The 23,235-nt window shown below is 62.7% G+C and carries 19 protein-coding genes and 1 pseudogene; 3 read left to right on the top strand and 17 right to left on the bottom strand.

Translation table 11 applies throughout. The annotated features are described in order from the left end of the window. The first annotated feature begins 311 nt into the window (after positions 1-311). Complete coding sequence (locus tag AXG89_RS40140) at positions 312-1,352, top strand: ABC transporter substrate-binding protein (protein WP_075357577.1); 1,041 nt, start codon at positions 312-314, stop codon at positions 1,350-1,352. Positions 1,353-1,425: 73 nt separating this feature from the next. Then, positions 1,426-3,099, top strand: a complete 1,674-nt coding sequence (locus AXG89_RS40135) for a GMC family oxidoreductase (RefSeq protein WP_075357578.1) — start codon at positions 1,426-1,428, stop codon at positions 3,097-3,099. Between the two features lie 10 nt (positions 3,100-3,109). Here the strand turns inward: AXG89_RS40135 and AXG89_RS40130 are convergent, their stop codons facing one another. The 6 genes and pseudogenes from AXG89_RS40130 to AXG89_RS40105 all read right to left on the bottom strand — a co-directional run bounded on the left by AXG89_RS40130 (position 3,110) and on the right by AXG89_RS40105 (position 9,420). Next, positions 3,110-4,537 carry an aldehyde dehydrogenase family protein gene (locus tag AXG89_RS40130; protein ID WP_075357579.1) on the bottom strand — a complete coding sequence of 476 codons (1,428 nt, stop codon included), beginning with the start codon at positions 4,535-4,537 and terminating at the stop codon, positions 3,110-3,112. A gap of 25 nt (positions 4,538-4,562) precedes the next feature. Continuing rightward, positions 4,563-5,354 carry an ABC transporter permease gene (locus AXG89_RS40125; protein ID WP_062001908.1) on the bottom strand — a complete coding sequence of 264 codons (792 nt, stop codon included), beginning with the start codon at positions 5,352-5,354 and terminating at the stop codon, positions 4,563-4,565. Next, entirely contained in the window at positions 5,351-6,259 is a 909-nt protein-coding gene (locus AXG89_RS40120; protein WP_373408595.1) for an ABC transporter permease, read from the bottom strand. The genes AXG89_RS40125 and AXG89_RS40120 overlap by 4 nt, the downstream gene beginning before the upstream one ends. Then, complete coding sequence (locus tag AXG89_RS40115) at positions 6,256-7,572, bottom strand: NAD(P)/FAD-dependent oxidoreductase (protein ID WP_178391827.1); 1,317 nt, start codon at positions 7,570-7,572, stop codon at positions 6,256-6,258. The genes AXG89_RS40120 and AXG89_RS40115 overlap by 4 nt, the downstream gene beginning before the upstream one ends. After that, entirely contained in the window at positions 7,569-8,279 is a 711-nt protein-coding gene (locus AXG89_RS40110) for an HAD-IA family hydrolase (protein ID WP_062001910.1), read from the bottom strand. The genes AXG89_RS40115 and AXG89_RS40110 overlap by 4 nt, the downstream gene beginning before the upstream one ends. A 65-nt stretch (positions 8,280-8,344) precedes the next feature. Further along, a pseudogene (locus AXG89_RS40105) lies at positions 8,345-9,420 on the bottom strand (ABC transporter ATP-binding protein). A 124-nt stretch (positions 9,421-9,544) separates the two neighbouring features. Here AXG89_RS40105 and AXG89_RS40100 point away from each other — a divergent pair. Then, on the top strand, positions 9,545-10,516 hold the full coding sequence (locus AXG89_RS40100) for a LysR family transcriptional regulator (RefSeq protein WP_075357582.1): 972 nt from the start codon (positions 9,545-9,547) through the stop codon (positions 10,514-10,516). Here AXG89_RS40100 and AXG89_RS40095 read toward each other — a convergent pair. The 11 genes from AXG89_RS40095 to AXG89_RS40045 all read right to left on the bottom strand — a co-directional run bounded on the left by AXG89_RS40095 (position 10,488) and on the right by AXG89_RS40045 (position 23,007). After that, positions 10,488-10,871 carry a helix-turn-helix domain-containing protein gene (locus tag AXG89_RS40095; RefSeq protein WP_062001912.1) on the bottom strand — a complete coding sequence of 128 codons (384 nt, stop codon included), beginning with the start codon at positions 10,869-10,871 and terminating at the stop codon, positions 10,488-10,490. The two genes, AXG89_RS40100 and AXG89_RS40095, sit on opposite strands and share 29 nt — an antisense overlap. Further along, entirely contained in the window at positions 10,868-12,043 is a 1,176-nt protein-coding gene (locus tag AXG89_RS40090) for an NAD(P)/FAD-dependent oxidoreductase (RefSeq protein ID WP_075357583.1), read from the bottom strand. The genes AXG89_RS40095 and AXG89_RS40090 overlap by 4 nt, the downstream gene beginning before the upstream one ends. Then, entirely contained in the window at positions 12,040-13,422 is a 1,383-nt protein-coding gene (locus AXG89_RS40085; protein ID WP_075357584.1) for an FAD/NAD(P)-dependent oxidoreductase, read from the bottom strand. The genes AXG89_RS40090 and AXG89_RS40085 overlap by 4 nt, the downstream gene beginning before the upstream one ends. Continuing rightward, on the bottom strand, positions 13,407-13,721 hold the full coding sequence (locus AXG89_RS40080; protein ID WP_075357585.1) for a (2Fe-2S)-binding protein: 315 nt from the start codon (positions 13,719-13,721) through the stop codon (positions 13,407-13,409). Before AXG89_RS40080 ends, AXG89_RS40085 begins: the two co-directional genes overlap by 16 nt. Then, a complete protein-coding gene (locus tag AXG89_RS40075) occupies positions 13,718-15,547 on the bottom strand; it encodes an ABC transporter ATP-binding protein (protein ID WP_119024873.1) in 1,830 nt (609 codons plus the stop codon). Before AXG89_RS40075 ends, AXG89_RS40080 begins: the two co-directional genes overlap by 4 nt. 65 nt (positions 15,548-15,612) lie before the next feature. Further along, positions 15,613-16,575, bottom strand: a complete 963-nt coding sequence (locus tag AXG89_RS40070) for an ABC transporter permease (protein WP_062001916.1) — start codon at positions 16,573-16,575, stop codon at positions 15,613-15,615. Continuing rightward, a complete protein-coding gene (locus tag AXG89_RS40065; RefSeq protein ID WP_075357586.1) occupies positions 16,572-17,528 on the bottom strand; it encodes an ABC transporter permease in 957 nt (318 codons plus the stop codon). Before AXG89_RS40065 ends, AXG89_RS40070 begins: the two co-directional genes overlap by 4 nt. A gap of 103 nt (positions 17,529-17,631) precedes the next feature. Further along, positions 17,632-19,254 carry an ABC transporter substrate-binding protein gene (locus tag AXG89_RS40060; protein WP_075357587.1) on the bottom strand — a complete coding sequence of 541 codons (1,623 nt, stop codon included), beginning with the start codon at positions 19,252-19,254 and terminating at the stop codon, positions 17,632-17,634. 66 nt (positions 19,255-19,320) lie between these two features. Then, entirely contained in the window at positions 19,321-20,598 is a 1,278-nt protein-coding gene (locus AXG89_RS40055; RefSeq protein ID WP_075357588.1) for an NAD(P)/FAD-dependent oxidoreductase, read from the bottom strand. Positions 20,599-20,619: 21 nt separating this feature from the next. Next, positions 20,620-21,288, bottom strand: coding sequence for a haloacid dehalogenase type II (locus tag AXG89_RS40050; protein WP_075357694.1), 669 nt, complete (start codon positions 21,286-21,288; stop codon positions 20,620-20,622). 255 nt (positions 21,289-21,543) lie between these two features. Further along, the gene (locus AXG89_RS40045; RefSeq protein ID WP_075357589.1) at positions 21,544-23,007 is read right to left on the bottom strand and encodes an aldehyde dehydrogenase family protein; all 1,464 of its coding nucleotides are present in this window, start codon (positions 23,005-23,007) and stop codon (positions 21,544-21,546) included. Positions 23,008-23,235 lie beyond the last annotated feature (228 nt).

Below are 23,235 nucleotides of genomic sequence, written 5' to 3'. Positions count from 1 at the left end.
GGCCGCTGGCTTACGCGGGTCCTGGCAGTCGAATCTCTCAAAATGGCCGCCGAGCGTCCGCTCACCGCTTTTGCGCTGACTGAGCGGCGACCAGCCTTGACCCTTCCCACGTCACAAACAAAGCCGCCTTCATAACCTCATGTAATAGCCCCTCAAACAATTCCGGCGTTGCCACGCCCATAACGGCGCCCTATATTTTTCCTCAGCGCGGGCAGGACCTGCCGACTAGAGTCCGGCCACCGTGTCACGCTTGATCATTACATCGAACACTCCGCGCAACTGCCCTTCCAATGACCCCAGGACCGACGTCGATGAAAAATCTGCCGCTACGCCCCGTCGCATTGTTTCTGTCGATATTTCTCGCCTCCAGCGTCCCGGCACTTGCCGCCGGTCAGATCACATTTGTCTCGCAGGGCGGCAGCTACCAGGAAGCGCAGACCAAGGCGATTCTCGACCCTGCCGCGAAGCTGCTCGGCATCACAGTGAACCAGGACAGCATCCCCGACGCATGGCCGGCGGTCAAAGCCCAGGGCGCAACCGGCAAGCCGATCTGGGACGTGATCGATACCCCCACCGCGAACTGTCTGCGCGGCGGCCGAGAAGGTCTTCTGGAGAAGCTCGACTTCTCGAAGATCCCGAACGCCGCTGCCATGCCCGAGCAATACCGCACGCCCTATTCTGTTGCCTACGAGTTTTATTCGACGGTGATCGGCTACAACAAGAAGTCACTGAAGAAGGTCCCGCAGAGCTGGGCGGATTTCTGGAATGTGAAGGCGTTCCCCGGCACGCGCGCATTGCGCAATGATCCGCAAACCGTTCTCGAGGCGGCACTGCTCGCCGACGGCGTCCCGCGCAACAAGCTTTATCCGCTCGACGTGGACCGCGCGTTCAAGAAGCTCGATCAGATCAAGCCGGACATAACGGTCTGGTGGACGTCCGGCGGCCAGTCGGCGCAGTTGCTGCACGACGGCGAAGTCGATATGGAAATGATCTGGAACGGTCGCGCAAGCGCCGTGCAAAAGGACAATCCCGATGTCGCCTTCACGTATAACGACGGCATCCTGCAGAACACGCAGTTGTGCATCCTCAAGAACGCGCCGAATTTGCCGACCGCGATCCAGTTTTTGAACACCGCCATGTCCCCGGACCTGCAGGCCAACCTGCCCTTGTATATCGACTATGGTCCGGGCAATCCGGCTGCGTTCAAGACCGGCAAGATCACCGCGAAGCGTGCGGCCGAACTGCCCAGCTCGCCCGAGAACGCAGCGAAGCAGGCGCTGATGTCGGAAGAATGGTGGGCCTCGGAGCCGGGCATCCAGGCGAAGGCGCGCTGGCTGAAATTCATGCAATGACGTCCGTAGGTCCGGATTCTCCCGCGCCCGTGTTACAGGGCGCGTTCGCCTTTCTCCACGCACCACATACCTCGTGATCGACACTCTGATACTTGGCGGCGGGTCGGCCGGCTGCGTGCTGGCCGCGCGTCTTTCCGAAGATACCGGCAGACAGGTGATGCTCGTCGAAGCCGGTCGTGATATATCCGCGGCGACCATGCCCGCCGAAGTGCGAAGCCGCTACCCGGGGCGCGCCTATCTCGACGCCGACAACCTCTGGAAGCGTCTTTCGGCGCGCATGAGCACGCCCGCTTCGCCTCGCCGATACGAACAGGCGCGACTCCTCGGCGGCGGTTCCGCGATCAACGCGTTGATGGCCAATCGCGGCGCACCTGCGGACTATGATGAATGGGAATCGCTCGGTGCCAGCGGATGGAACTGGGCGGCATGCCTGCCCGCTTTTCGCAAGCTCGAAACGGACACCGATTTCACGGGTGAACTACACGGTACAAATGGACCGGTCCGGATAGGGCGTACTGAGCGCGCCCGGATTTCGCCGTTCGTGCGCGCGGTGCTGAAGGTGCTGGACCGTTCGGGATACCCGAATCGCGACGATCAGAATGGCCCCTGGGAAGATGGCTCCTTCATCGGTTCGATTGCGGTCAGCGAGCAAGGCGAGCGCATTCCTGCATCAGTTTGCTACCTGACCGATCAAGTCCGCCAACGCCCGAATCTTTCAATCAGGACAGACACAAGCGTTGATCGCATTCTCTTTGACGGAACGCGCGCGACCGGCGCGCTGCTGGGTTCCGGCGAAATCATCCAGGCACGCAATGTAATCGTCTGCGCAGGCGCAATCCACAGCCCGGCGATGCTGCTGCGCAGTGGCATAGGCCCCGCGGACGACCTTCGCGCGCTGGGAATGAAAGTGATCGCGGACCGTCCGGGCGTCGGCGGCAACCTGATGGAACATCCGTCGATCGCCGTATCCGCGTTCCTCAAAAAGTCCGCGCGCACCCTGTTTCCGGAAGAACATCATGAACAGGCGATCGTACGGTTTTCCTCAGGATTACCCGACACGGTTCCCGGCGACATGCACGGCGCGATCCTGTCCCGCTCAGGCTGGCACTCGATCGGGTATCGACTGGGAACGCTGTTTTTCTGGGTCAACAAGTCGTACTCGCGCGGACGGGTGACACTGGTTTCATTGGATGCGCGGGATGAGCCCAAAGTCGAATTCAACATGCTGTCGGACGCGCGTGATCTTGACCGGCTCAAGCTCGCGATTCGCTTTGGCGCGACCGCACTGAGCGATTCTGCGATGACAGAGTGGGCCGGTGCGCTTTTTCCATCGAGTTATTCCCCCCGTGTGGCGAGGGTGGCAGTGCCCGGCGTATGGAACGCCTTGCAGCGCGGCGCATTGAGCGTGCTGCTGGATGTTGCGGGGCCCTGGCGCGCGAGGCTGATCAGGACGCTCGTCACGCAAGGCGTAACGCTTGAGACGCTGCTTGGAGACGACCGGGCAATGACAGAATTCGTCACGCGCTCGGTCGGTGGCACGTGGCATCCATCGGGTACGTGCCGGATGGGCGCGCCTGACAATCCACATGCCGTCACCGGCTCATGCGGCCTCGTCTATGGCGTCGAGAACCTGCGGGTCTGCGATGCGTCCCTCATGCCGTCCATTCCCTGCGCAAATACCAACATTCCGACCATCATGATTGCCGAGCGCATCGCGGAAATGATTCGCTCGGAACCGGCTCAATGAAGCATCGTGATCACGCTGCGTATCCCACGATGCCCTTCACTTCAAGAAACGCCTCAAGTCCCCACTCGCCATACTCGCGGCCGTTGCCCGATTGCCTGAAACCGCCGAACGGTGCGCCCGCGTCCCAAGCCGGGTAGTTGATATGCACGCTCCCCGCGCGCAGACGGCGCGCGACACGTCGCGCATGCTCGCGGTCACCGGACTGCACGTAGGCCGCGAGACCGAAGATGCTGTCGTTTGCCATCGCAATGGCATGCTCTTCGTCGTCGTAGGGGAGTATCGACAGAACGGGGCCGAAGATTTCATCGCGGGCAATGGTCATGTCGGGCCGCACGCCCGCGAAGACGGTGGGACGCACGTAATAGCCATGCGCCAATCCTTCGGGACGCCCGGTACCGCCCGTGACAAGGTCCGCACCTTCGTCGATACCCTGCTGGATCAGCCGTTGAATGCGGTCGAATTGCACCGCGCTCACGACCGGACCAAGCGTCGTGCGTGCATCGTCAGCGGCGCCGACGACGTGCTTTTGCGCAGCCTCGCGCGCTATCGCCACCGCTTCGGCATGACGCGCGGCCGGCACGAACATGCGCGTGGGCGCGTTGCACGACTGTCCGCTGTTGCCAAAGCACGCGTTGACGCCGGATGTGACCGCGGCGGTAAGTTCAGCATCGCCGAGGATGATATTGGCGGACTTGCCGCCGAGTTCCTGATGCACGCGCTTGACCGTGGGCGCAGCGAGCCGTGCAATCTCGATACCCGCGCGAGTCGAACCGGTGAACGACACCATGTCCACGTCGGGATGACTGCACAGCGCGGCGCCGGCGAGCGGACCGTCACCGTTGACGAGGTTGAACACCCCGGGAGGTACCCCTGCAGCGTCGAGCACCTCAGCAAACAGGAGCGCATTGAGCGGGGACACTTCGCTTGGTTTGAGCACCATCGTGCAACCGGCCGCAATCGCAGGCGCGACCTTGCAGACAATCTGGTTGATCGGCCAGTTCCATGGCGTGATCAACGCGGCCACGCCTATCGGCTCGTGCGTGATCAGCGTCGTGCCTTTCATGCGCTGCCAGACAAACGCCTCGCATGTGCGGATCAGTTCCTTCAGATGGCGCGTGCCGAGTCCCGCTTGCCAGCCATGCGCAAGCGCGCGCGGCGCGCCGATTTCGCGTGAAATTACCAGCGCCATTTCTTCGTAGCGGTCCGCATAGGCGGCCAGGATCTTGCGGATCAGCGCAAGCCGCTCGTCGGGCGATGTCGCCGCAAACGAGGCGAACGCATGACGAGCCGCGGCCACCGCGCGGTCGATATCGGCCGGCGTTCCCATGGCGATCTCAGCGAACGTCTCCTCCGTGCACGGATCGATCACGCCGAGCCGGGCCGACCCCAGCGGTTCCACCCACTCGCCGCCGATATAAAACTGCAACGCGTGATTCATCGAAATGACCTCTTGGTTAATGCGTTCAAACACGCGCGGCCGACTTCCGGCTCACCACCACGATCATCACGAGGCATAACGTGATCGCCGTCAGCATGGTGCTGATCGCGGCAATGGTCGGATCGATTTCGTCGCGCAGCGTGACGAACATGCGGCGCGTCAGCGTCTGGTTGGCGCCTCCTGAAACGAACAGCGCCACTACGGTTTCATCGAGCGCCTGAATGAAGACGAACACCGCACCCGAGATCACGCTCGAGCGGATCTGCGGCAGCGTGACCGTCATGAAGCTGCGAAACCGGTTCATGCCGAGACTGCGCGCCACCATTTCCTGCGTGGGATCGAAAGTGCGAAGATCCGCGCCGACCGCGATCAGGACATACGGCAGCCCGAGCATGGTATCGGCGAGGATCAGGCCGCCAAGTGTATTCACGTAACCGGCCTGCGAGTACACGAAGAAAACCCCGACCGCCACGATGATGATCGGCACCATCAACGGCAGCATCAGCAAGGTCCGCATGTACCGCATGAACCGGTGCGTCCCGTTCTGGATGGCGTAGGCGGCAGCCACGCCCAATGGCGTGGCCAGCAGCGACGCGCACACAGAAGCAATCAGCGTGGTGCGGGCCGCGTCTATCCAAGCGGAATTGCCGAAGAACGTGTGATACCAGCGAAGGGAATATCCGGGTGGCGGGAAGGTCATGAAGCGGGTGTCGGAGAACGACAGCGGCACGACGATCAGGATCGGCACCATCAGGAAGACGAGGATCACGACCACTCCGGCTGCCAGCGCCACGCGTGCGAAAGAGAGCCGGTTCATTTTGCCCCCAATGTCTTTTCGAGCGGCACTACGCGGCTCGCCGCATAAAAGATGGCGAACACGCAGACCAGCAGGACCACGCTGACTGCACTCGCCGCGCCCCAGCTGTTATAGATCTCCACATTGCGGCTCACGACCATGGACACCATCACCGACTTGCCGCCGCCCATGAGTTCGGGCGTGATATAGAAGCCGAGGCACAGGATGAAAACGAGCGTCACGCCCGCGATCACGCCGCTCATGGACAACGGCAGGAACACCCGCAAGAAAACGTGCAGTGGCGAGCCGCCGAGGCTCGCGCCGGCATGCGAGAGGTTCGCGGGGATCTTCTGCATCGCGGAATAGAGCGGCAGCACCATGAACGGCAGCAGGATGTGCACCATGGCGATTACCGTACCGATCTGGTTGTAGCCGAGTTGCAGCGGGTGGTCGGTCAGGCCGCTCGCCATCAGCAGCTTGTTGACCACTCCGGTGCGCTGCAGCAAGACGAGCCAGGCGTAGGTACGCACGAGCACGCTGGTCCAGAACGGCAGGATCACCATGCCGAGGATCAGCGTGCTGAATCTGGGCGAGACGGACGCGGCGAGATAAGCGACCGGATAACCCAGCAACAACGTAATGACCGTCACGATGAAGCTGAGCTTGAACGTCAGCAGGAAGGTATCGAGATACACGCCGGTGAACACCCGCTCGTAATTCGCGAGCGTGAAGCCGTGATTCCAGATGGACTGCCACGACAGCCATACGAGCGGCACCACCAGCAGCAACACGATTACGACGAGCGCGGGCGTCATCAGCAGCCACATCGTCCGGTCTTCGCGACGCTGGTATTGCCGAAAGGGATCGGAGCGCGCGATGACGCTCGTGCCCTGCCCTGAAAGAATCCGGTTGGCGATTGACATCATGCACCTACGGCGTCGAGGAACTGGTACCACGCAGCGACGAGGCGAACCCCCGGCGCGCGCAACGAATGAAACGGCACGGGATCGAGCCCGGCTGAAGCCAGCAGCGACAACTCCGGCCGCTCGCCCATCGCGAGCGCCGCCGCATGCTGACCCAGCAGGCTCGCCATTGCAATGCCTGCTCCGTTATAGCCCAGACAAAAAGTCGTGACGTCGTCGCTGCGTCCTACATGCGGCAACGAATTGAAAGTCATGCCTACATATCCCGACCACTGATACTCCACCTGCACGTCCGCGAGTTCCGGAAACAGCTCGGCCATGGCGCGCTGCAGTGCGTCGAAACCCGTGGTCTGCCCTTCCTTGCCAAACGCGTCGCGGCCACCGAACAACATGCGGCCATCGACCTTGCGGAACCACTTCATCATGCGCCGGGTTTCCGTATAACTCCGGTGATTCGCCATCAAGCGGGCATCGAGTTCGGGAGACAGACGGGCTGTCGCTATCATCGCGCTGCGAAACGGCACGAGTTCGCGCTGATAGTCCGATGTCGCAGGCGTCAGGTTCGAGTATGCGTTCGTCCCGACAATCACCTGCTTTGCCCGCACGGTTGCATTCGGCGTACGCAGGATAGCGCCCGCACCGCCGTCCAGGCGATGCATGTCCAGCACAGGGGTATTTTCATGAATGGCGACGTTGCGTTGCGTCAGCCCGTCGGCCATGCCACGAACATAGTGAAGCGGAAGAATCGTGCCGGCGTCGGCACTCAGCACACTGCCGACAAACGCTTTGGAGCCGGTCTCGTGCTGCGTCTCGGCACGCGACAGCACGGACATGGAGGTGTCGCCAAGTTGCGTGCGCACCCAGTCGGCCTCCGCGCGGATGCCTTGCAATGCACGTTCGGTATGGGCGCACCGCAGGCTTCCGGTATGTTCGAAGCGCGCGTTTTCGAGCTTGAATTCATCGATTAACCTTTCCACCATGCGCACGCCGTCATGCGCGAGTCGGTGCATCGTGCGTGCGGCTTCGAGTCCGTGCATGCGCTCGATGGCCGGAAACGACAAGCGAAACTTCGACGACACTACGCCGCCATTACGCCCGCTTGCCCCCCAGCCGACCGGATTGGCGTCGAGCACGACCGCCCGCACGCCGCGTTCATGCAACGCATGCGCCGCCGACAAACCCGAATACCCCGCGCCGATAATTGCGACATCGGTGTCGATATCGCTTGCAAGCGGGGCGCGCGGCACGGGTTCCGGACCCGCCATGGCCCGCCATAACGATGGCGCAAGCGGCCGTGCCGGCGGCGTGTTCATCATGCTGCGCGCGCTTCTGCTTCGACCGCGTCCGCGAGCGCGCCAAGCGTCGCGAACGTGAAGGTCGGCGTTGTCACGGCATCGGGCGTGGGCGTTGCGCCGAATCCTTTTTGTCCCTGACGCCGCTCGATCCAGCATGTCGAATAACCAAGTTCGGTCGCGACGCCGATATCGTGATACTGGCTTTGCGCTGTATGCAGGATCTCGCCGAACTTGTAGCCGAACGCGGCTTGCCGGCCGCGGTTGTAGGCGAAGAATTGCGGATTCGGTTTTGCGACGCCCGTCTCGTCACAGCAGACGGTATCGTCGAACGGATCGCCGAGCGTGTGTGCGTACGACGACAGTGCGACGCGGTCCGCATTGGTCATCGCGACAAGCCGGAAGTGCTTGCGCAAGCGCTTCAATGCTGCGACCGAATCCTCGAATGCGGGCCAGTCGAGCACGTCGCGCTGAAACGCGGCAGCGGTCTGATCGTCCGAGGGCAGGCCGAGTTCATTCGCAAGCGACTGGTAGACCTTCGACATCGCCTTGCTCGAACGGCCTGGAAAAGCCGCACGGCCACGCATGTACGGCTCGAAGATCTGGTCGTCGGTGAGGTCGCGGGCCGCGTCGCCACCGAGACGCCTCACGGAAGCCAGCACGCCCCGCTCGAAGTCGATCAGCGTTCCCACCACATCAAACGTCAACACCTTGAAGTCCGTCAGTTTCATTTCGTAATCCTCTATAGTTCGTCAAATAACACGCGTTGAGCCTGCGCAATACGCGTTGGAAAGATTCAGCCAGGCACGACGATGGTGTCCTGCGGATCGAGCACGACCGTCATTTGCGCGCCCGCAGCCGGGATGCGCTGACGTGCGTCATGACTGCCGGGTTGACGCAGGCTGATGGCCGTGCCGTCGGCAAGCGTTGCGAACACGCGCAGGCTTTCGCCCTGATACAGCACTTCAGTGACGCGACAGACAAGCCGGTTCACGCCGGAGTGGTTCAGCGCGGTATCGATGACGAGTTTCTCCGTTTGCACTGCAAGCAGGAGCGTGTCGCCATGCGGCAGCGGATGTGCCGTGCGCAACAGCGTGTTGCCGAGCATCACAGCGTCTTCTCCTGCACGCGTGACGGGCAACATGGACGCTTCGCCGATGAAACTCGCGACGAAAGCGTCGCAAGGCCGGTCGTAGAGACGCTCGGGGTGTCGATCTGCACCAGTTTGCCGTTGCGCATCACGGCGACGCGGTCGCTCATGGTCAGCGCTTCACGCTGGTCGTGTGTTACGTAGACGATGGTCGCCTCGAGTTTCCTGTGCAGGCGCCGCAGTTCGATCTGCATGGTTTCGCGCAATTGTTTGTCGAGCGCCGAGAGTGGTTCGTCCATCAGGATCAGTTGCGGCTCGAACACCATGGCGCGCGCGAGCGCGACGCGCTGGCGCTGCCCGCCCGACAACTGGCTGATGCCGCGGCTCTCGTATCCGCCGAGTTCCACCATGGCAAGTGCGTCGGACACCTTGCGGGCCCATCCGGCCTTTGGCTGACGTCGTGCGCGCAACGGAAACGCGACGTTCTCGCCGACGCTCATATGCGGAAACAGTGCGTAGTTCTGAAACACGATGCCGATGTCACGCTTATGCGGCGGCGCGAATGTAATGTCGCGATCGCCGACCCAGACCGAGCCGGAACTCGGCTGGACGAAGCCGCCGAGAATGCCGAGCAAGGTGGTCTTGCCGGAACCCGACGGCCCGAGCAACGAGACGAATTCGCCGGGCGCGATATCGAGCGAAACGTCGTCGAGTGCGACAACCGCGCCGTAGCGCTTTGCAGCCGACCGGATCGATACTCCTGCTTTCGCCCTTGCATCCATGCTGGTTTCTCTCGTTGGTATTCATGCCGGGACATGGGTTTTCATGTATCGGTCAAATCGAATATACGGCGCGTTTTTATTGGCGGCAATTCCCGAATTGTTGGATCAGGCATAACATGAGGTCATGCCCAATCTACGCAAGAAACTGCCGAGCGCCAACGCGCTGTTTGTTTTCGAGGCCGCGGCGCGCTGCGGAAACTTCACGCGCGCCGCACAGGAACTGTATGTGAGCCAGCCGGCAGTCAGCCGCATGCTGGCGCGCATGGAGGACCATCTCGGCGTGCAGTTGTTCGAGCGCGCGCGCGGCGGTATCGAACTGACGGAAAACGGCCGCATTTTGTACGGGAAGATTTCGGAGGGGTTCAACGGTATCGAGGGGGCGATTCGCGAGATCGAAGCGCGTTCGACCGGGGTGGAATCCGTGACGCTCTCGGTTTCCACCGCCTTTACCACGCACTGGCTGATGCCGCGAATGAACCGGCTCAACAAGGCGTTTCCGTCGGTGGACCTGCGATTCCAGTTGATTTCGGGGCGTATTGGCGGTCCGCTGATCGACGTGGACCTCGGCATGCGGTTCGTGACTCAGGACGAGATCGATGAAAACAGCGTCCTCGTCATGCCCGAACTCCTGCTGCCGGTGTGCAACCAGCGCTATCACGATCAACGGTTAATTAATTCAGCTGGCGAGCACGAAGACACGGTGATCGTCATGGACGACGAAGAGCGCGGCTGGCACGACCGCTTTGCAGCGTTCGCCGGACATCGGCGGCGCGCAGCGCATATGCTCAGTTTCAACGATTACGCCATCGTGGTTCAAGCCGCGCTGCTTGGTCAGGGCGTGGCGCTCGGCTGGCTTAACGTGGTATCGCACTGGATTGCGCAAGGCGCGTTGATGCCGGCGGAGCAGGAACTGATTGCAACGCATCGCCGCTGCTGTCTGGTTTCGCCGCCCAACCGGCCACTGCGGCCGATCGTCAAATCGGTGCGCGACTGGATCATCGAAGAGACACGCTCGGACATGCGCACGGTCGAGACCGCGTATCCGGGTCTTGGCGTGCGCAATGCGCTCAAAAGCGCGGGGCTGGTGCTGAATTGACGAGGGCGCTGTGCTCGTGCGTGGTGGCCTTGCCGCGCGCGCGCTTCAGGAACGCGGTCGGCGTCATGCCGCAAAACTGCTTGAAGTGTCGCGCAAGATGGCTTTGGTCGAAGAAGCCGACTTCAGCCGCGACCATGGAGCCGGGCACGCCTGCCAGCAGCAGCATCTGCGCGCGCTCGATTCGCAAGCCGCACAGGTACCGGTAAGGCGACGACCCAAACTGTTGCCGGAATACCGTAACGAATCGCGGCACGCTCAACGCCGACAATTCGGCAAGCTGCGCGAGCGTCACGGGTTCATCGAAATGCGCTTCTATGAAAGCGCGCGCTTCACTGAGCGCTACGGTGGATTTCATGGCGGCGCCACTGCGGGTTGCATGATGGATTCGGCAGCGAACCGCCGCACGGAAAAGGGATCGAGCGCAATGGGTGTACTGCCTGTATCGATGAGTTCAGCCAGCGTCTCGCCGACGCCCGGGCCAATCTGGAAACCTGATCCGCAAAAACCGAACGCGTAGAAAAGACCGTCCACTTTCGAACTCGGACCGATCACCGGTTCGCCGTCGGGCAGATACCCCTCTACGCCGCTCCATACGCGAATCACGTTGAGTGCGCCCAGCGCCGGCACCATGCGGCGAAACTGCTTCATCTGGCGCACGGTGTTTTCGGGCAGCACGCTGGCGCGGCGCGTGGCGGCGTCGGCGGGACCGGGAGGACCGCCGCCCAGGATGATGTTGCCGCGCGGAATCTGCCTGAAATAAACGCTTTCTTCCTTGATCGATGTATAGACGCCCATCGACGCCTTGAAGACGTAAGGCACTGGCTCGGTCACCGCCATCTGCGGGCCGCTAGCCCGAATGGGCACGGGCTCTCCAAACTGCCCGCTGAGCTTGCTCGCCCATGCGCCAGCACAGATCACGACCTGCGCCGCGCGGTACACGGTCCCGTTCGCGCTCTCCACGCGGAATGTATCGCCATCCTTATCGACGCGAACGATCTCCGTATTCTCGACAATCAACGCGCCGAGACGCGCCGCCGCACGACCGAACGTCGGTGCGGCAAGTCGCGGATTGGCATGACCGTCGAGTGGAGAAATGGACGCGGACAGCACCTCGCGGCCGAGAAACGGAAAGCGCCTGAACACGGCTTCGCCGTGCAACACCTCGAGATCGAGACCGTATTCGCGCGCCTCCTGCGCGTAGCGGTCGAAATACTCGGCATCGTGTGCGTGATAGCAGACCCGCGTATGGCTCGACGGCAGGAATTCGACGTCCTCGCCAAGCAGTTCACGCGCGTTCTGCCAAATCCTGAGCGCACGGCTGGCCATGGCGAGTTGTGGCAGCGCGCGGCCTTGCCTTCGAATGCCGCCGAAATTTACGCCGCTCGCCTGCTGTCCCGTAAGACCGCGTTCGAGCAGGATCACCGAACGATTGCGACGCCGCAAGAAGAACGCTGTACTCGTGCCCATGATGCCGCCGCCGATCACGATCACATCGGCGCGGGTGGCAGATTGACTCAACGCGGTCATTCGTCGGGCTCCTCGACGAGCGCCATTGGCAGCGGCTTGACCGGCGCCTGGCCACGCAGCCGTCCGACTGACGACAACGGCACCGAAGCTGCTGCCGCAATCACTTCGGCGCCCGCATGCGCGCAGTATCGTCCCTGGCAACGCCCCATGCCAACACGCGAGAACGCTTTCGCCCTGTTGGCTTCCTTCGCGCCCGTCTCGCGCACCACGCGGCGCAACTCGCCGGCGGTGACCGCTTCGCATCGGCAGACAATGGTTTCGTCGGGCATCGATGCCACGAGACGCGACGGCCATGGAAACGCAATGCGCAGGCCATTGGCAAATCGAGTGAAGCGGGCTAGCTCGGTCTTGTGCTTCGACATTGATTCGGCCATCCCTTCCGGCTGCATGCCGGCGGCTTTCAGCACGGCCAGCGCGGCAATGCGTCCGCTGCATTCGGCGGCATTCGCGCCGCGCACGCGGGCGCCGTCGCCTGCAATATAAATCCCATCGATACTGCTGCGGCCTTCGTCATCAGTCGAGACGAGCCATTGCTGCGCGGCTTCATCGAAGCGCATTTCGCAACCGGCGAGATCCGCAAGCTGGGTTTCGGGCCGAAGGTGATAGCCGAGCGCCACGGCGTCGCACTTGATATCGACGGGCACGCCGCTTTGCGATGCAGCGCGCACACCCGAGACGCCGATTTCCGGCGTGCCAGTGATCTCCATCGGCCGCACGCCGCGATAAATCCTGACGCCCGCGCGCCGCAGCACCGAGATCAGCGCTATACCGTTTTTCAGCGCACCAGGAATGGCCAGGAGCTTCGGCAAGGCGCGAAGACGCTGGGCAAACGTGGACGTGTCCAGCACCGCCATGACGCCTGCGCCCGCTTTCACGTATTGCGCCGCGACCAAATACAACAGCGGGCCGGTACCCATGAACACGACACGCGCACCGATTGCGCAGCCTTGCGATTTCAGTGCGACCTGCGCGCCGCCGAGACTGTAGGTGCCTGCGAGCTGCCAGCCTTTTACCGGCAGCAGGCGATCCGTCGCGCCGCTGCAGATGATGAGTGCATCGAACTCCATGGTCCGGTATTGCCCGTCATTCACGAGATGCACCGTGCCCGGTGTGATGTTCCAGACGAGTGTGTGGGGCAGATAGTCGATCTTGCCCTTGAGCGCGTCGAAGTCCAGATGCAACGACTGCGCATGCGCGGCCTCCGTGCCATAGAGCGTTGCATATGAACGGGTGAAGCCGTCGGGCTGCCGCCTGTAGATCTGGCCGCCGTCCTTCACGCCTTCGTCGATCACGGTGGGGCGAAGCCCGCCCAACACCAGTTCCTGCGCCGCACGCACGCCTGCGGGCCCCGTGCCGATCACGATCACACGCCGAGCCATACGCCCTCCTCGTGCGACCCGAGCCGGGTCACGATCGACATGCCCGGCTGCGCCACCGTACTGCATGCGCGCAGCCGCTCGCCGCCCGCCGTCCACACCCAGCAGTCCTGGCACGCGCCCATCAGGCAGAATCCCGCGCGCCGGCCATCGCCGAAATCGGAATCGCGCAGTGACTTCACGCTGGTCAGCAACGCGACCATCAGCGTGTCACCCTCCGCGGCCTGGCGTTCCACGCCGTCGACGGTGATCGTGAAAGTTTTGCGCCCGGTCTCGGCCAGCCGCACGAAACGTCCGCTCATGCTGCGACGGTCTCCGAGGTTTGCATGCGGTTGAGTTCGGCGAGCGAGTGATGACAGAGAATCTCAGCGCCCGACGGCAGCTTCTTCATGGAAGGCGGCGTGGCGTTGCACATTCCGTCGATACGAACCCCGCAGCGCCCGCGGAAACTGCACAGCTCTGCAATATCCTCGCTCGGACCCATTGCAGGCAGCACGGTCTCGCCGATCTCGCGGCGCGCATCGAGCCAGCCCGGCTGCAACGCGGGCACCGAGCCGACCAGCAATTCCGTGTACGGGTGGTACGGAGGCGCCGCGAGCACGTCGCGCTGGCCCGCTTCCACGCGATGACCCGCATACAGCACGATCACTTCGTCGCAGATGGAACGCACGGTCGAAATATCGTGGCTGATGAACATCAGCGACACACCAAGCTCACGGCGCAACTCCGCGAGCAAGTCCAGGATGGCCGCGCCGACCACGGTGTCGAGGGCAGAGGTGACTTCGTCGCAGAGAATCAACGACGGTTTCGCCGCGAGCGCGCGTGCGAGGTTGATCCGCTGCTTCTGTCCACCCGAGAGTGCCGCAGGCGTGCGCCCGGCAATCGACGCCGGCAGCTTCACCAGGTCGAGCAGTTCCAGCATGCGCTTGCGCGCGTCCGACCCGCGCAGCTTGTGATAGAAATTGAGCGGACGTCCGAGAATGTCGGCAATCGTATGGCTCGGGTTCAATGCGGTATCGGCGTTCTGGAACACGATTTGAATCTGCCGGTACTGCTCTGCCGTGCGTTGCGACAACTGAGCGGGCAGCGGCTTGCCGTCGAAGAACACTTCGCCGCGCGCCCGGCCGACAAGTCCCGCGACCACGCGCGCAAGCGTTGTCTTGCCAGAACCCGATTCACCGATGACGCCAAGCGCGCTGCCGCGTCCAATGGACAGGCCGACGTCGTCCAGCACGCGCACCGCAGGCACGCCAAACCGGTCGACACGGCCATATCCCGCCGAGAGCGCGCGAATCTCGAGCAACGGACCCTTGAGCGACTCCGCACGAGTGCGCACGATTGCTTCGGGTTCGGGCCTGCGCGTGGCCGCGAGCAATTGCCGCGTATAGGCATCGGCGGGAGCGTCGAGCACTTGCGCCACCGGCCCGTTCTCCTTCACGCAGCCGCCGTTGAGCACGACGATCCGGTCGGCCATCTGCGCGACGACCGCAAGATCGTGCGACACGTAGATTGCCGTCGTTCCGAGCTCACGGATCACTTTCTTGAAGGCCGCCAGCACTTCGATCTGCGTCGTCACGTCGAGCGCGGTGGTGGGTTCGTCGAACACGACCACTTGCGGGTCCGTGATCAGCGCCATTGCGGCCATCACGCGCTGCAACTGGCCGCCCGAGACCTGATGCGGATAGCGCTCGCCGATCGTATCCGGCTCTGGCAACGCGAGGGCGCGGAACAAGCCGACTGCTTTCGCACGCGCCGCATCGCGCGACATGAGCTTGTGCAGCAGCGCCGGTTCCGTGACCTGATCCATGATGGTGCGCGCCGGGTTGAAACCCGCCGACGCGCTCTGGGCAACATACGCTACCGTGCGGGCACGCAGCGCGCGCCGGCCTTTCACGTCGAGCGAGAGCACATCGAACTCGCCCACTCGCACGGAGCCGCTGCTGATCGAACATCCCGCGCGCGCGTAGCCGAGGAGAGCCAGCGCGATGGTCGTCTTCCCCGACCCCGACTCGCCAATCAGCGCCAGCACTTCGCCGCGCCTGACCGTGAAGTCCACGCCCTTCACGATCTCGACCACTGGATCGGGCGCCGCGCCCGCAACCACGCGCAAGCCCCTGACCTCGATCATGCTGCTGCCCGTATCGGCTTCGGGGTTCGTATAAGTGGACGTATGAGTGGCCGTATAAGTTGACATCACGCACCTCCTTGCGCACGCGAGCCTCGGCGGCGCAGGTTGTCGATGAACAAATTCACGCCGATCGTGAGCGTCGCGATGGCAATGGCCGGCATCAGCACGGCGAGCGAGCCGTCCGCGAGGCCGCCAATGTTTTCGCGCACGAGCGACCCCCAGTCGGCATTGGGCGGCTGCACGCCAAGACCGAGGAAACTCAGTCCGCTCAAAAGCAGCACGATAAACACGAAGCGCAAGCCGAAGTCGGCGAGCATGGGATGGATCATGTTAGGCAACACTTCGCGGCGCGCAATATAGAAGAGGCCCTCGCCGCGCGCCCGGGCGACCTGCACGTATTCCAGCGTCATCAGGTTCACCGCGAGCGAGCGCGAGATCCGGAACGCGCCGGGAATGTAGGCGAGCGCGGCGACGCCGGTCAGCATCGGAATAGACGAACCGAATGCCGCGATCACGACCAGCGCGAGCACTTTGCTCGGAATCGAGATGAGTGCATCGAAGAGACGGCTCATGATTTCATCCGGCCATCGGCCTGACACCGCCGCGAGCAGACCGAAGAACGTGCCGATCACGCTCGCGAGCAGCGCGGCCATCAACGCGAGGCCGACCGTATAGCGCGTGCCGTAGAGAATCCGGCTGAGCATGTCGCGGCCGAGGTAATCGGTTCCCAGCGGAAAGGCGCGGCTCGACGGCCCGAACACGTCGACCGAAGAAAGCGCGCCGGCCTTGTAAGGCGCGATCAGCGGTCCAATGAATGCAATGATCATCCAGAACAGCACGATCACGAGGCCGATAAGACCCAGCACCGAGAAGCGCCGCAGGAGCCTCTTGAAGAGGCCTTGCCTCTTCGGGGCGATTTCCACGATGGGCGCGCCCGGCGTGACCGGTATGCCTGTCGCGTCGACCGCCGGGTCGCTGTAAAGCTCGGTGCCGGCATGCGGCAGAGGGGGATGGGCAGGTCGGTTCATCGTTGACGCAGCCTCGGGTTTGAAACGATTTGAGCCAGATCGGCAATCAGCACGAGCGCCAGGTAAGCCGCGCAAAAAACCATCACGCAACCCTGCACGAGCGGCATGTCGCGGTTGGTGACGGCATCGACCATCAGGCTCGCAAGACCGGGATAATTGAAGATCGATTCCACGATCACCACGCCGCCGAAGAGGTAGGAGAGGCTCAGCGCCACGGCGTTGGCAATCGGACCAATGGTATTGGGCAACACGTGGCGCAGCACGACACGCATGGGCGACGCACCCTTGAGGATCGCCATCTCGACATACGAGCTATTGAGCTGGTCGAGCACGGCGGCGCGCGTCATCCGCGACATCTGCGCCACGATCACGCAGCACAGCGTCATCACGGGCATGGCATAGATGCGCAGCAAACCGCCGAACGACGACACTTCCGACAAGTAGGACAACGCCGGCAGCCAGCGCAGCTTCACCGCGAAGACCAGCACTGCGATGGTCGCAATCAGGAACTCCGGCACCGCGACGGTGGAAAGCGTCAGCACGTTGAGCACGCGGTCGAGCAGCGAACCGCGGAACATCGCCGATGAAATCCCGATCAGCAAGGCTACCGGCACGGACACGATCGTCGTGAGTCCCGCCAGCACGAGCGAGTTAGGCAGGCGCGTGGCGATCATCTGGCTGACCGGCAAGCTGTTCGACATCGACGTGCCGAAGTTGCCCGAAAAAATTTGATAGAGCCACTCGAAGTAGCGTTGCAGCGCAGGCTGGTCGAGACCAAGCTGATGCCGCAGCGCCGTCACGGCTTGCGGTGTCGCAGCCTGCCCGAGTGCCTGCTGCGCGGCGTCGCCGGGAAGCAGGCCCGTGATGGCAAACACGACCGCCGACACGAGCAGCAACGTGAGCAGCGCAATGCCGAGGCGCGCGGCGATGAGTCTTTGCGCGTGAGCTTGCATGGATTCGCCTCCTTCGTTGAGACCGCGCGCTCGCAGTACGCGGCGCGCGCAACACCTGATACCTGGCCGAACCGCCTGACAACGGCTAGCCGACGGCCCGCGTTCAGCTCGTGAGCCAGACATGCTCCGCGAACGCGAAACCCATCAGGCCTGCGAGCGGAATCGATCCGAGTCCCTGCAGCTTGCTCGTGTAGGCATCGAGCGAACTCTGGAACATCGGAATGCCGATACCGCCTGTTTCATGCACCAGCACCTGCATGTCGCCGTAGATCTTCTTGCGCTTCGCGTCGTCGGGTTCACCGCGCGCTGCCACCAGCATCTGGTCGAATTTCGGGCTCTTCCAGTTGGCTTCGTTCCACGGCGCGTCCGACTTGAAGAACTGTGTGAACAGCACGTCTGCGCTCGGACGCGCGTTCACGCTGCCAAAGCCGAGCGGATGCTTCATCCAGTGATTCGACCAGTAACCGTCGGATGGAACCCGCGTCACCTGGAGGTTCAAGCCCGCTGCCGGCGCGACCTGTTGCATGAGCGTCGCCATCTCGACCGAACCTTCGGCCGCCGGGGAAGCAAAGATCTGGATCGGATCGCTGCCGAGCTTCGCCTTCTTGAAATAGAACTTGGCCTTCTCCGGGTCGTAGGGACGCTGGGGAATGCCCGCCATGTAGTACTTGTTCGTCGGGTCGATTGGCTGGTCGTTCGCAATCGTGCCGAAGCCGCGAAACACCGCGCGTTTGATCTGCTCGCGATCCAGTAGATAGAACATACCCCGACGAAAATCGTCGTTGCCGGTTATTCCGCCTTCGTCGCGCACGATCAGGTCGGTGTACTGGCCCGTTTTCGTTTCCAGCACCTTGAAGCCCGGAGAGGTCTTGATGCGCTCGGTCGAGCGCGGGCTGACTGCGTTGATCAGTTGGACATCGCCGGAAAGCAAGGCATTCACGCGGGCGGATTCGTCGCCAATACCGATCAGTTCGATCTCGTCCAGATGCGGCAGGCCCGGTTTCCAGTATTTTTCGTTCTTTACACCGACCGTGCGCACGCCGGGCGAGAAATCCTTCACCTTGTAAGGACCCGTGCCGATCGCCGTCTTGAAGTCGGTCGTGCCGTCCTTGATGATGAGGAAATGCGAGTCCGCGAGGATCACTGGCAGATCGGCGTTCGCGCCTTCCAGCGTGATCGTGACTTCGTTCGGACCTGTCGCTTTTACTTCCTTGAACTGGTCCGCCAGCGTCTTGGCCTTCGATGCCGTCGCCGGGTCCTTGTGACGCATCAGCGAATAGACCACGTCAGCGGGTGCCAGCGACTTTCCATCGTGGAACTGGACGCCAGTGCGCAACTTGACGATCCATACCGTCGCGTCCTTGGTGTCCAGCGATTCGGCGAGCCCCATCGTCGCGCCGAGATGGGAGTCGAGTTCAGTCAGGCCGTTGTAGAACATGTTCGCGCGAACGTAGTCCGTGCCGAGCGCGCCCTTCGCGGGGTCGAGGGTGTCGGCCGCGGACGCCGACTGCGTCGCCACCCGTATCTTGCCGCCTTGTTGCGGCTTCGCTGCAGCCTGCGCCTGAGCTGCGCTGCTGGCAGTGAGAAGCCCTGCGCCGGTAAGCGTCGCCATACCCGCTGCGGCCATTGCCCGCAAGACGTCGCGCCGCGACGCACCGCGCCGCGTCAGGTTCTCGAGTTCGGATGCGAGCGCGGCATTGGCATGTTCCATGTGTTGCTTGTTCATTCGAACTTCTCCGCGAGAGTGTCTGGAATACAGCGTATTGGGGGAAACAGCGGGTGCCCTGCGGGCTCAGACGAACACGTCCTTGATGCGGTAATACGTGCCAACGAGCGGCAGGAACCAGGGTTTGCCGGTGTGGCCTGGAATGGCCGGCCACTCGAACTCGCGCCATGGATTTGCGCTCTCGCGGCCATCGATCACATCAGCCATGACCTGGCCCATGTGCGTCGACATCTGCGTGCCGTGGCCGCTGTAACCCATGGAGAAATAAATGCCTTCGTGCTGACCTGCGCGGGGCAGGCGGTCAGCGGTGATATCGACAAGACCGCCCCAGCAGTAATCAATGCGCGCCTGCGCCAGCGCCGGGAACATCGCGGCAAGGTTTTGCTGCAGGATCCGCCCGCTCTTCGCGTCCGATGGCCGTTCTGACGCCGTGAAACGCGCGCGTCCACCGAACAACAAGCGTGAATCCGGCGTCACGCGAAAGTAGTTGTGCATCAGCCGCGTGGTCGTATAGGCGCGGCGATTCGGAAACACCTCGGCAATCATGTGCGCCGGCAACGGCTCCGTCACCACGATGAACGATCCAACCGGCGCGAGCCTGCGCCTGTACCAGTTGAACGGCCCCTGTCGTGAAGGCCCCGTAGCCACGAGCACCTGTTTTGCCCTGATCTCACCCCGCGCCGACACGATCCGGTAGGCGCCCTCGCCGTCTTTTTCGATCACGCTCACGCCCGCGTTTTCATAAAGCTTCGCGCCGTATCGCGCGGCGGCATCCGCCAAACCGACAGTGAATCGGCCCATGTGCATCTGGCCACCATGACGCTGCAGCAATGCGCCGTGGAAACTGTCCGACTGGATCTCGGAGCGTAGCTGCTCGCGTCCGATGATCTCGATGTTCGTATCGACTTCGCGCCGGATGACTTCGGCGGTCTTTTCCAGATGCGCGAAGTGATGCGGTTTCGAGGCCAGCTTGAGCTTGCCCGACGGCAGGTAATCGCAATCGATGTTTTCTTCGCGTATCAGCCGCTCGACCGTATCGACGGCGCTCGCATAAGCGCGGTAGCAGGCGCGGGCCTTGACCACGCCAAGCTGCTCGACCAGCGCCGCGAAATCCTGCGCGACACCGGTGTTTACCTGTCCGCCGTTGCGCCCTGATGCACCGCCGCCAATGCGCCCTGCTTCCAGCACCGCCACCGAAGCGCCGCGCTTGCCGAGCGCAAGCGCGGCCGACAAACCGGTGAAGCCCCCACCGATCACGGCGACATCCACGCGTCCGTCGAGCGGACCCGCGCTTGCCGATCGCAGCGGCGGCGAGGTATCGAGCCAGTAGGAGTCGAGCTTCATCGATGCGATCCTCAAGACCTTTTACAGGCCCAGTTGCGTGGCGAGATCCGGAATGTCCTTGACTTCGGTGTACTGGTAGTAAGGCGTCGACGGCTCATGGCCACGATTCACAAACGCCTTGTGCTTCACGCCCATGTCGTGCACGGTCATCAGGTCATAACGTAGGCTCGACGACACGTGCAGCACGTCTTCCGGATTGCAGCCGAGCTGCTTGAACATGTACTCGAAGCCCGGCATGCGTGGCTTGTACGACTGCGCCTGCTCGGCTGTGAACACGGCGTGAAAAGGCGCGCCGAGCTTGTCGACGTTGCTCTGGATCTGGTCGTTCGACGCGTTCGAGAGAATGACGAGCTTGTACTTCTTCGCGAGGCGCGACAGGCCTTCGGGAACATCCGGATGCGGACCCCAGGTCGGCACGGCGGTGTAGAACGCTTCAGCCTTCGCTTCGTCGAACGCCACGTTCATGCGCTCGCATGCACGTCTGAACGCATTCACGATCACATCGCGATACGGCTTCCACGCGCCCAGCACTTCGTCTCGCCGATACCCGGAAAAGAACGCAATCAAGCGGTCCATGTCTTCGCCCTTGAGCACGTCGCCGTACATTTCACGGGTCATGTCGGCCAGGTGAAACTTGGTCAGGGTGCCGTAGCAATCGAAGGTGATGTATTTGGGTTCGAAGTCGATCATGTTCATGGTCCTGTGGTAAAAATTAACTAAGTGGTGAATTCAGCGGACCGCGCGGTCCATCTCCAGCGTTGCGCTCCAGTGCTGCCCTGATAAGAATTTAACCAGCGCAAAAACATAGATGTTTCTTCATTCGGGCGCGCCAAAAATACAAAGATGCGTTTTTGAGGTACTGCGACAGCAGAGTCTGCGGCGTTGTTTCGAAAGACTGCCTCGGCATCGGGCTTCACCCGCGGACACCGGGCCTTGCGTCTCGCGTTACTGGCGCAGATCGATCAGCACGCTCTTGAAGCGCAGATTGGCTTCGTAAGCCTGGCGTCCGAGATCCTTGCCGATCCCCGAGCGCTTGTAGCCGCCGGTCGGGATCATGAAATCCGCGCTCCGGCCATAACGGTTCACCCACACCGTGCCCGCTTCCAGACCTCGCACGAAGCGCAGCGCACGGCCAAGGTCCGCCGTGTGCACGCCGGCGGCGAGACCATATTCGGGGTGCTGCGCAAGTTCCAGCGCTTCGGCTTCCGTGTCGAATGTCTGCAGCGTCAGCACCGGACCGAAGATTTCCTCGCGCACGGCTTCCGACGACGACGTGACATCCGTAAGCAAGGTTGGCCGATAAGACGCGCCTTCGCGTGTCCCGCCGCATTGCAGCGTGGCGCCCGCAGCAACCGTGCGTCCGACAATCGATTCGATGCGCGCCGTCTGCGGTTCCGAGATGATCGGCGCGAGCGTCGTGCCGGCGCTCCAGGTGTGACCCGCCTTCAGCTCGGAGAAAACTTTCTGAATCCGCTCGGCAAGCGGTTCGGCAAGCGCGCGCTCGACCAGCAGGCGCGAGCCCGCAACGCAGACCTGCCCCGCATTGCCCGAGATCGCACCCGCAATCCGGCGCGCTACATCGTCGAGACGGGGGGCATCGGCAAACACGATCTGCGGGCTCTTGCCGCCGAGTTCCAGCGTCACGGGCTTGGTGCCCGACTCGGCGCACGCGGCCATGATCGCTGCCCCGGTCCGCGTGGAACCCGTGAACGTGACCTTCGATATCTTCGGGTGCCGCACGAGCGCGTCCCCGGTCGTGCGGCCGTCGCCCTGGACCACATTGAAAATTCCCTTCGGAACGCCCGCCAGCACAGCCAGCTCGGCCAGGCGAAGCACCGAGAACGGCGTCATCTCCGAGGGTTTCAGCACGACCGCGTTGCCCGCCGCGAGCGCCGGCGCGATCTTCCACGACGCCATCACGAGCGGAAAATTCCACGGCGCAATGGCGCCGATCACGCCGTACGGTTCGGCGATTGTCATGCCGAGATGATCGTGATCTGTCGCCGTCACATCGCCGCCGAGCTTGTCGGCGAATTCCGCGTAGAACCGGATGCCCTCTGCGGTGAACGGGACGTCCCAGTTGCTGGCGTCGCGGATCGGGCGGGTCGAGCCGAGGGATTCGAGTGGCGCGAGCGTTTCCACGTCCGCTGCGACCAGGTCGGCGAAGCGGCGCAGGATCTTCGCCCGCTCGCGCGGCGCCATGCTGGCCCAGCCACTCGCCTTGAAAGCACGCCATGCGTCTTCCACGGCACGGTCGATCATGGCTGCATCGGCCACCGGCACCGATGCATACATCACGCCGTCCGAGGGCCGTGCGACGTCGATCCGGCGCTCGCCTTCGTCCACATAGTCGCCGCCTATGAAATGCCCGGTGCGCACGGCAACGCGGGCGGGATCGAACTGGTCCATTGCAATATCCTCGAGAAAGAAGGGTCTCTGGAATCACTTCAATCGTAGTGCCGGCAGCACCGCACATCTCACCGACAAAAATCCGCGTTCAGCACAAACCACGCGTTATGAGGACGCAGACCGTGCAATTTGCATCGAAAGTGCCTGGTTGCGTCCTGCTTGCGTTCGCAAAGGACGCGACGAAAAGATCGTCCTATTCACGCGCCGCGACGAATGCCAGAGTAAGCG

Source organism: Burkholderia sp. PAMC 26561 (genome assembly GCF_001557535.2).
In the GTDB taxonomy this organism is placed as follows: Bacteria; Pseudomonadota; Gammaproteobacteria; order Burkholderiales; family Burkholderiaceae; genus Caballeronia.
The sequence above is the reverse complement of the archived record's forward strand: the minus strand, read 5'-3'. Positions and strand labels throughout refer to the sequence as shown.